The organism is Alcanivorax sp. HI0083, assembly GCF_001635175.1.
The window spans coordinates 1-8,775 of the sequence record NZ_LWFX01000997.1 but is presented as its reverse complement, the minus strand read 5'-3'; the positions used below and the strand labels follow the sequence as shown (position 1 = coordinate 8,775).

The 8,775-nt window shown below is 56.8% G+C and carries 9 protein-coding genes; 4 read left to right on the top strand and 5 right to left on the bottom strand.

Going from position 1 to position 8,775, the window contains the following annotated elements; translation table 11 throughout:
- The coding region (locus A3754_RS12070; protein WP_063519885.1) for an acetate--CoA ligase at window positions 1-1,450 on the bottom strand (1,450 nt) is incomplete at its 3' end.
- Between the two features lie 378 nt (window positions 1,451-1,828).
- On the opposite strand from A3754_RS12070, the gene A3754_RS12065 reads away from it, so the two are divergent.
- A complete protein-coding gene (locus A3754_RS12065) occupies window positions 1,829-3,034 on the top strand; it encodes a DcaP family trimeric outer membrane transporter (RefSeq protein ID WP_063519884.1) in 1,206 nt (401 codons plus the stop codon).
- A gap of 113 nt (window positions 3,035-3,147) precedes the next feature.
- Here A3754_RS12065 and A3754_RS12060 read toward each other — a convergent pair whose 3' ends face one another.
- The 4 genes from A3754_RS12060 to A3754_RS12045 form a co-directional block, all read right to left on the bottom strand.
- Window positions 3,148-3,546, bottom strand: a complete 399-nt coding sequence (locus A3754_RS12060) for an ectoine synthase (RefSeq protein WP_007149683.1) — start codon at window positions 3,544-3,546, stop codon at window positions 3,148-3,150.
- A 90-nt stretch (window positions 3,547-3,636) separates the two neighbouring features.
- On the bottom strand, window positions 3,637-4,941 hold the full coding sequence (gene ectB / locus A3754_RS12055) for a diaminobutyrate--2-oxoglutarate transaminase (protein WP_063519886.1): 1,305 nt from the start codon (window positions 4,939-4,941) through the stop codon (window positions 3,637-3,639).
- 61 nt (window positions 4,942-5,002) lie between these two features.
- Window positions 5,003-5,545: a diaminobutyrate acetyltransferase gene (gene ectA, locus A3754_RS12050; protein WP_063519883.1), complete on the bottom strand. Its 543-nt coding sequence runs from the start codon at window positions 5,543-5,545 to the stop codon at window positions 5,003-5,005.
- A gap of 4 nt (window positions 5,546-5,549) precedes the next feature.
- A complete protein-coding gene (locus tag A3754_RS12045; RefSeq protein ID WP_063519882.1) occupies window positions 5,550-6,086 on the bottom strand; it encodes a MarR family winged helix-turn-helix transcriptional regulator in 537 nt (178 codons plus the stop codon).
- Between the two features lie 358 nt (window positions 6,087-6,444).
- On the opposite strand from A3754_RS12045, the gene A3754_RS12040 reads away from it, so the two are divergent.
- The 3 genes from A3754_RS12040 to A3754_RS26145 all read left to right on the top strand — a co-directional run.
- Entirely contained in the window at window positions 6,445-7,029 is a 585-nt protein-coding gene (locus tag A3754_RS12040) for a TRAP transporter small permease (RefSeq protein WP_063519881.1), read from the top strand.
- 51 nt (window positions 7,030-7,080) lie between these two features.
- Window positions 7,081-8,361 (top strand): TRAP transporter large permease, encoded by a 1,281-nt coding sequence (locus tag A3754_RS12035; RefSeq protein ID WP_063519880.1) that lies wholly within the window; start codon window positions 7,081-7,083, stop codon window positions 8,359-8,361.
- A gap of 173 nt (window positions 8,362-8,534) precedes the next feature.
- Window positions 8,535-8,775 (top strand): DUF4372 domain-containing protein (locus tag A3754_RS26145; protein WP_156496963.1); only part of this gene is annotated, 241 nt, incomplete at its 3' end.

The following is an 8,775-nucleotide window of genomic DNA, read 5'->3' as shown; positions in this document are numbered from 1 at the left end:
GCGGGTGATCGCCCCACAAGGTGCGGGCCTGGCCGGGCCAGCTATCGGCGATGACCAGGTTGCCCTCTGCAGCGCCGTGCAGCAGCTTGCCGTCGTTATCCACCAGTGCCGGCTGGACACCGAAAAAGGGCAAGGTGGCAGCACCGGGTTTGGCTTCAATGGCACCGGGCAGAGGGCAGATCATGATGCCGCCGGTTTCTGTCTGCCACCAGGTGTCGACCACAGCCGCCTGGCCGTTACCCAGCTGGTCGTGGAACCAGTGCCAGGCGGCCGGGTTGATGGGTTCCCCGGCTGTGGCCAGGATGCGCAGACTGTCGCGCCGGCTGTTGGCACAGCAATGCTCGCCGCCGGCCATCAGTGCGCGGATGGCGGTGGGAGCGGTATAAAGAATGTCGATATTGTAGCGGTCAATAATCTCACCGACTCGCTGATCGTCCGGGTAGTTGGGTACCCCTTCGAACATGACGCAGGTGGCGCCGTTGGCAAGCGGACCATAGACCAGATAGGTATGGCCGGTAATCCAGCCCACATCCGCGGTGCACCAGTACACTTGTCCCGGGTGATAATCGAAGGCCAGCTGGTGGGTTAATGAGGCATAGACCATATAGCCGCCGGTGGTGTGCAGCACACCTTTTGGCTGGCCGGTGGAGCCGGAGGTATAGAGGATGAATAACGGATCTTCCGCATTCATGGGCTCGGCAGGGCAGTCGACGTCACTGCGTGCCAGCTGTTCATGAAAATCCAGATCCCGTTGCGCAAACCAGTGGCTATCGCAGCCCACATGGTTGACCACCAGTACCTTGTCGACGCTGTCGGTGCCGGCCTGTTCCAGGGCCGCATCCACGTTATCTTTTAGCGGTACGATCTTGCCGCCGCGACGCCCGCCGTCTGCGGTGATCACCATTTTGGCACCGCAATCGGCGATGCGGCCCGCCAGGGCGTCCGGAGAAAAGCCGGCGAACACCACCGAATGAATGGCGCCGATGCGGGCGCAGGCGAGCATGGCGAATACCGCTTCGGGAATCATGGGCATGTAAATCATCACCCGGTCACCTTTGCCAATGCCCTGCTGTTTGAGGGTGTTGGCCAGCTTGCCGACATGTTGGTGTAACTGCTGATAGGTGATCTGCCGGCGATCCTGGTCCGGAGAGTCCGGTTCCCACAGTAGTGCTATGCCGTCTCTGTTGGTGGCCAGGTGGCGATCTATACAGTTTTCTGCGGCATTCAGCTCACCATCATGAAACCAGCGAATGTGCAGATCAGCGGGGCTGAAATGGGTGTCGCGAATCTGTTGGGGGAAGTGCTGCCAGTCGATCCGCTGTGCCTGTCGGCGCCAGAAGCCAACGCTGTCATCCAGGCTCTGTTGGTACAACGCATGGTAATCATTGCCGTCAATCCAGCAGCGGTCTTTTAATGCCTCTTTAACCGGCATACGCAGGCCCGTTTCCATGGGACTTCCCTCACTCGAAAAGTGCTCACCAGAAAAGTGGAGCAGAAATGAATGCCAAGAGTGTGCAAAAACAGGGGGGCGGGCTGAATTAGACCTTGGTATTAGAGGTGCAACATACAACCCGCTCCAGGCAACAAGGAAAACCGCCAAGGCATGACTTCAGGTTTATCCCGCTTCTGTGGGAAGCGATGCGGGCATCGTGCGGTATTCAGTAGGCAGAAACCTTGTCATTACTCAGGTTTTCCTTGTCAGGCATTGTGCGTCGAGCCTCTGGTGTTTAATCACCTTCGACCTATGGCTAATAGAGTGTTGGCAAAACGCTCAGCAAGCTGTCAATCGGAGTCACTTTCGTGTTGATGACAATAAGAGGACAGGGCCATGACAGCAAGAAAAGCCACGTACCTGTGCGGCGCCTTGGTGTTGGCGCAGGCAGGCATTGCCGGTGCAGACACAACGCTGGAGGAACGCATCATTGTGCTTGAAGAGCGCATGGATGGGGTGAAAAGTGGTAATACCCATATCGATTTCGGCGGCTTTATCAAGGCCGACACCATGATGAGCAAATACAGCGATGGCGATCTGGCCGCCGGTTCGATCGGGCGCGATTTCATGGTGCCGTCCACCATCCCGGTTGGGGGAGAGGCAAGCTCGGAAGAGCTGGATTTTATTGCCAAGCAAAGCCGCTTTTGGCTAAAGAGTGAAACCATGACCTCCGCCGGCATGGTGCGAGGGCATATTGAAATTGATTTTCAGACTAACGGTATTGGTGACGAGCGCATCAGTAACAGCTATTCGCCGCGTATTCGCCATGCCTATCTGACCTGGGACAAGTGGTTGTTCGGGCAGACCTGGTCCACTTTTTTCAATGTGAGTGCGCTACCGGAAACGCTGGATTTTGTTGGTGCGGCGGGAACGGTGTTTGAGCGCCAGCCGCAGATTCGCTATACGAGTGGCCCGATCATGCTGGCTTTGGAAAATCCGTCTACGACTCTGTATGGCGGGGATAGCAATCCCAGTGAGTATGATGACAACAGTGCTCCGGATGTCGTTGCCCGCTATAACTTGGTAGGTGATTGGGGCAATGTGAGCCTGTCGGCCATGGGGCGACAACTGAAGTATCAAGATACTGTGGCCGCCGTCCCCTATGAGGAAGACAAATACGGTTACGGTCTTGCCGTTGCTGGTCGCGTCATGCTGGGCGCCATGGACGATATTCGTTTCCAGGCGAACTATGGTAATGCGCTGGGCCGTTACACCACGCTCAACGCATTCCGCTCAGGCCAGATTGAGGCGGATGGCAGTATCGAGCTGATCGATCAATGGAGCGGTGTGCTGGCGTTGCGCCATCACTGGAGTGATCGCTGGCGTTCCAACTTTGCGGTCTCGGTCAGTGAAGCGGATAACCCCGATACCGTGGCGGTGACCACCAGCAAACGGGTGCAAAGCGCCCACGCCAACCTGATCTGGCAGGTCGCGAAACCACTCTCTCTCGGCGGTGAGCTGATCTATGCCGATCGGGAAATCGAGAATGGGGACGACGGCAATCTCAAGCGCGTGCAGTTCACGGCGAAATATGCGTTTTGAATGAGAGGGGCTGCAAGCAACATGCAGCATGCAGCACGCTACACGCAAAAAAAGGGACGCCGAAGCGTCCCTTTTTTGCGTGCAAGCCTGTTGCATGCAGCATGATGCGTCTCTTAATCCACATCTGCCGGGTAAACACCGTTCTCGTCGTGCACTTCCTTGCCGCTCAGGGGCGGAGTGAAAGCACAGGCGACGACCATGTCTTCGTTTTCGCCACCGTAGAGGTAATGCTCGTCGTGCTCGTCGAGCAGGTAGATGGTGCCCGGAGTCAGGTCGTAGACCTTGCCGTCATCCAGGGTCTCGATCTTGCCGCTACCGGAAATCACGTAGACGGATTCCCAGTGGTTGGCGTATTTGATATGGGTCTTGGTGCCTTTGAAGATGGTGGTGATGTTGAACGAGTGCCCCATCTTGTCTTCTTTGAGAGACAGGCGAACAGACTGCCAGTTGCCGTTTTCGGCTTTGACACAGCGGTCAGACTTCTCGGCTTCAGCCAGAGTGCGAACGATCATGGATAACTCCTGAGCTAAAAATCGGGGGAGGGAGAAATAACGCTCCCCCACTCTCGCGAAAAAGGAGGCGGGGGAGCGGGAACCGCCGTGTTAGGCAGTGATGCTGGCCACGGAGTGAGCTTCGCCGCGCTTGATGCGGTCGGTCATCACTTCTTCTACGCTTTCCTTGACGATCTCAAGGGCGCGAACCAGGTCCTCTTCGCTGATGGTCAGCGGGCAAAGGGTCTTGATCACCTGATCATCGGCGCCGGAGGTTTCAATCACCAGCTGACGCTTGAAGCAGGCTTTGGTGATTTCGCCAGCGACTTCGCCATCGCGGGCGACCAGGCCCTGCATCATGCCGCGGCCGTTTAGGTAGAACCAGTGGCTGTCGTAGCTGTTGGCAATCTCGCGGAAGTGGTCGGTAATGATGTCCGCTTTCTTCTGCACTTCCTTGGCGAATTTGTCATCGCGCCAGTAGTGGTTCAGCGCTGCAGCGGCGGTTACGAAAGCCAGGTTGTGGCCACGGAAGGTGCCGTTGTGCTCGCCGGGTTTCCACTGATCCAGTTCCGGCTTCAGTAGCACCATGGCGAAAGGCAGGCCATAGCCGCTCAGGGACTTGGATAGGGTGATGATGTCCGGGCTGATGCCGATGTCATCAAAGCTGAAGAAGGTGCCGGTACGACCACAGCCGGCCTGGATGTCATCCAGGATCAGCAGCATGTCGTGCTTGCGACACACTTTTTCCAGGTTGCGCAACCAGTCGAAGCTGGCTGCGTTGATGCCGCCTTCGCCCTGTACAGTTTCAACGATGACGGCCGCAGGATGGTCAACGCCGCTGGAGGAATCGCCCAGTACCTTGTCCAGGTATTCGGTGGTGTCGAATGCATCACCCAGATAGCCGTCGTACGGCATGGGGGTGACACCGCCCATGGTCACGCCAGCGACGCCACGGTGGTGGCTGTTACCGGTGGCGGCCAACGCGCCCAGGCTTACACCGTGGAAGCCGTTGGTGAAGCTGATGATGTTTTCACGGCCTTTGATGTTACGGGCAATTTTCAATGCCGCTTCCACCGCGTTGGTGCCGGTGGGGCCGGTGAACTGCATCACGTGATCCATATCGCGCGGCTTCAGAATCGTTTCATAGAAGGCATCCATGAACTCACGTTTGGCAGCGGTGTGCATGTCCAGGCCGTGAACGATGCCGTCGCGCTGGATGTATTCCAGCAGCTTTTCTTTCAGGACCGGGTTGTTGTGGCCGTAGTTCAGGGTGCCTGCACCGGCCAGGAAGTCGATGTATTCCTTGCCATTTTCGTCGTACAGATAGCTGCCTTTGGCCTGATCGAATACCACCGGAAAGCTACGTGCATAGCTCATTACTTCCGATTCGTGGCTTTCAAAAATGTCTGTATCCATGGTTTCTGTACTCATGATTCCTGGTCCTCGCTTGAATTAGGGTTGCTGGTTCGGGGTGCGTTTACGCGTCGTCGCGATTGAACGGGCCGATACGTAGCAGGTATTCGTCGTTATGTTCGCCGGCAAAGTGAATGCGCGAATCGAACAGAATAAATTCTTCCGTGGGCATGCTGCGCTGGTAGGCGAAGCTGCGGAACATGCCCCAGGAGGCTTCGTTGTCCGGGGTGATGGTGGTCTCAATGAACTGAACATCGGTGCTTTCTTCGCGCTCGATCAGTTCGGCCAGCATGCGCTTGGCCAGGCCCTTGCCCCGGGCTTTTTCGTGCACCGCTACCTGCCAGACAAACAGGACATTTTGCTGCTTGGGCGGGATGTAGCCGGAAATAAAGCCGACCAGGTCCCCGTCCATTTCTGCCGCCACTGAGGTGTCGGCAAAGTGGGTGCACTGCAGCAAGTTACAGTAGACGGAGTTCTCGTCCAGAGGCTTGCACTCGCTGATCAGTTTGTGAACCCGGCTACCGTCCTGGCTTTCAGGTTTACGAAAGGTGATGTCATCCGATTTGTCGGTGGATGAATCCGTTTTTTTCGCATCGTCTGCTGACATGGTTTCACTTATGGTCCGTTTTGGAGAAAGAGTTTGCGTCCCGGCGGCTGTTCATTTCTACCGCCGGTTGCGCGCGATCAATGGCCCCCAGATCCAGTACCGGCGAGGCGTCGATATCGCCGGCATTCATCATTGCCGCAACCCGCTGCAGGGAGCTAAGAATTAAAGATTGCTCCCAATCCTCAAGGCGGTCAAAGCGTTCGATGAATTCGTCCTGGAGCGGGGTGGGGGCCTTCTCGATGATATCCAGGCCGGCGGAGGTCAGGTGGGCATAAACACGGCGTTTATCCTGCTCGCCACGCTTGCGGCCCAGTAGCTCCCGCTTTTCCAGACGGTCGAGAATGGTGGTGACGGTGGCCTGGCTCAGTGATACCTCGTTGGCCAGATCCCCCATGGTCATCTCACCGTGCGCCGCAATCGCCTGCATGATGAGAAGCTGGGGCGATGTCAGGCCGGATACCTTGCTCAGCTTGCGTGAGTAGAGGTCCGTGGCGCGAATGATCTGTCGTAATGCGATTAGCACGTCTTCGTGTCTGGCCATTGCCGAAAATTCTCTTGATAACAAAGTAATGTGACCGAAATTAGACATGGTTTGTCTGCAATCACCTTTGAGATGTAAAGATTCTATCTCCATCAAAACAGGGCAATGGCGAGTAATCCCTTGCGATAAGTGGTAGGCTATCTTAGAGATAAAACATTTAGATGTCAAAATAAATACCGGGCGGTGACGGTGTTGTGACCGGCTATATCGTCTGCATTCCTTGCTCTGCGGGGGTTTACGACCTGCCAGGGTGAAAGGCTCGCAGTTTCGACAATCGCACATGTTTTGTGTCACAAAGGACTTCTCCAGTTCCCGAATCCGGGGGCTGTTTTTCGTCGTCGTGTTTATAGGCGTTGCCATGATGATTGATTCCTTTCTTCTCGTACTTTCCTGGCTGGATCGCACTCTGGGGGTGATTGAGCGCGTCATTATCGGCGGCTGCATTCTGGCCATGGCCCTGTTGATGAGTGGCCATGTGGTGGGGCAGACCCTGTTTGATGAAGGGATTCCCGGTACCTATGAAGTGGTGAAAATGCTGATCGTGGTACTGACCTTCGTGGGGCTGGGCTACGCGGCCCGCCACGCCCGTCACATCCGCATGTCCGCCATCTATGAACAGCTCAATGGCAAGGCCCGCAAGGGGCTGCAGATGTTGATTTGCCTGGGAACGGCGACGCTGATGTTTTATTTCGCCTGGAAATCCGGTCAGTACGTCTTTGATATTCAGGAGCGTGGCCGGGTGAGTGCGTCACTGCAGGTGCCCATGTGGCTGGTCTACCTGGCACTGCCTGCGGGGTTCAGCATGGCTGGCATCCAGTACCTGCTGACCTTTACCCGCAATGCGGTATCCAAGGGTGTCTGGCGGTCGTTCAACGAAGAAGAAAGCTATGAAGCGGTGCCGCTGGAGGCGGCGGCTGTGGATGATCAGGATGGCCAGCGCTGATGCGTAGCCGGTTTTTTGCTATGAGTGCTGCTGAATGAGGGGGTTGTCGCTGTGTTAATCATTCTGGCTGTGATCATGCTGGTGTTGCTGATGATGGGGTACCCCATGATGGTGCCGCTGGCGGTGGGGACATTGTTCATGATGTTCACCGGGCTGACTTTCTTCGGCCCGGACCAGGCTATCACCTGGATGGTCAATGGTGTCGGTAGCTGGGTGTTGGCGGCAGTGCCCATGTTTATCTTTGCTGCGGATATTCTCACCAAGGGCCATACCGCCAACCGGTTGCTGGACCTGGTGGATGCCTTTACCCGGCATCTGCGCGGCGGTTTGCCGATCACCACCGCGGCGTCCTGTGCGGTGTTTGGCGCGGTGTCCGGTTCCACCCAGGCCACGGTGGTGGCCATGGGTGGCCCCATGCGCCCGCGCCTGCTGTCCAAGGGCTATTCCGACAGTTTTGCGCTGGCGTTAATCATCAATGCCAGTGATATCGCGCTGCTGATCCCCCCCAGTATTGGGTTTATCGTTTATGGCGTGGTGATGAAAACCTCCATCGGCGACCTCTTCCTGGCAGGTATCCTGCCGGGCCTGCTGGTGCTGCTGATGTTCTCCGTCTACTGCTGGATTGGCGCCCGGGTCAAAGGGATTGAGCCAGAGGAGCGGGCCAGCTGGGGGGTACGCTTCAAGGCCATGCGGGGGGCGATCTTGCCGCTGGGCTTCCCGATTCTGGTGGTCGGCGGTATTTATGGCGGGCTGTTCAGTGCGGTGGAAGCGTCGGCCATCGCGGTGGCGTATGCCTTGCTGCTGGAAGTGGTGATTTTCCGCAAGGTCAGCGTGAAGGACCTGGGGGGGCTGGCGTTGTCCTCCGGGATGATCACTGCGGTGGTCTTTATCCTGGTGGCCATTGGCGCGGCGTTTTCCCACACTTTGGGGACTGCCGGGATTCCCGAGAAACTGCTGGGGCCTGCCATTGAATCCATTGGCCAGAATCAGGTGGCGGCGCTGGCGCTGATCGCCGTGGCATTCTTTATTGGCTGCATGTTTGTGGACCCCATCGTGGTGATCCTGATTCTGGTGCCGATCTTCAAGCCGCTGATCGAATCCGCCAACCTGGACCCGATTCACGTGGGCGTGATCGTTACCCTGCAGGCGGCTATTGGTTCCGCCACGCCGCCGTTCGGGTGCGATATTTTCACCGCCATTGCGGTGTTCCGTCGCCCCTATCTGGATGTGATTCGGGGTACGCCGCCGTTTATCTTTATGCTGCTGATCGCCACCTTCATTCTGATTCTGTTTCCGCAGATATCACTGTGGTTGCCTGCGTTGGGTGGGTGATCTGCGCTAGACGCTAGCAGGGTCGAGGTCCGTGTTGCGGGCAGACCGGCACAAAAAAGCCCGGCCAATTGGCCCACTGCTGTCCCACAGTTGAGGGACAAATGAAAAAGCCTGAACCGAACTGGTTACAATGATTCTGCGAGGAAAACATTGTGATCAGGGAGGTTCAGGCTTTGTCACATCATAACACCGCCTTTCACCAACTGCTCAAACCGGTTTCGAGACATGATTTTGAGAGGCTGGCCAAAGAGCATCATCACGGGCAAAAACTGAGATCCGCCACGCGCTGGGATCAATTCATTGGCATGGCCATGTCTCAGCTTTCCGGCCGTCAGAGCCTGAGCGATATCCAGTCGAACCTGGAGAGCCAAAAGCATAAGCTTTTCCACCTTGGCGCCAAACCCGTTGCCCGTT

Excerpts from the sequence above, each read along its gene's own strand:
- A3754_RS12060 (WP_007149683.1), bottom strand. The coding sequence starts at position 3,546 with ATGATCGTTCGCACTCTGGCTGAAGCCGAGAAGTCTGACCGCTGTGTC.
- ectB (WP_063519886.1), bottom strand. The coding sequence starts at position 4,941 with ATGGATACAGACATTTTTGAAAGCCACGAATCGGAAGTAATGAGCTAT.
- A3754_RS12045 (WP_063519882.1), bottom strand. The coding sequence starts at position 6,086 with ATGGCCAGACACGAAGACGTGCTAATCGCATTACGACAGATCATTCGC.
- A3754_RS12040 (WP_063519881.1), top strand. The coding sequence starts at position 6,445 with ATGATGATTGATTCCTTTCTTCTCGTACTTTCCTGGCTGGATCGCACT.
- ectA (WP_063519883.1), bottom strand. The coding sequence starts at position 5,545 with ATGTCAGCAGACGATGCGAAAAAAACGGATTCATCCACCGACAAATCG.
- A3754_RS12065 (WP_063519884.1), top strand. The coding sequence starts at position 1,829 with ATGACAGCAAGAAAAGCCACGTACCTGTGCGGCGCCTTGGTGTTGGCG.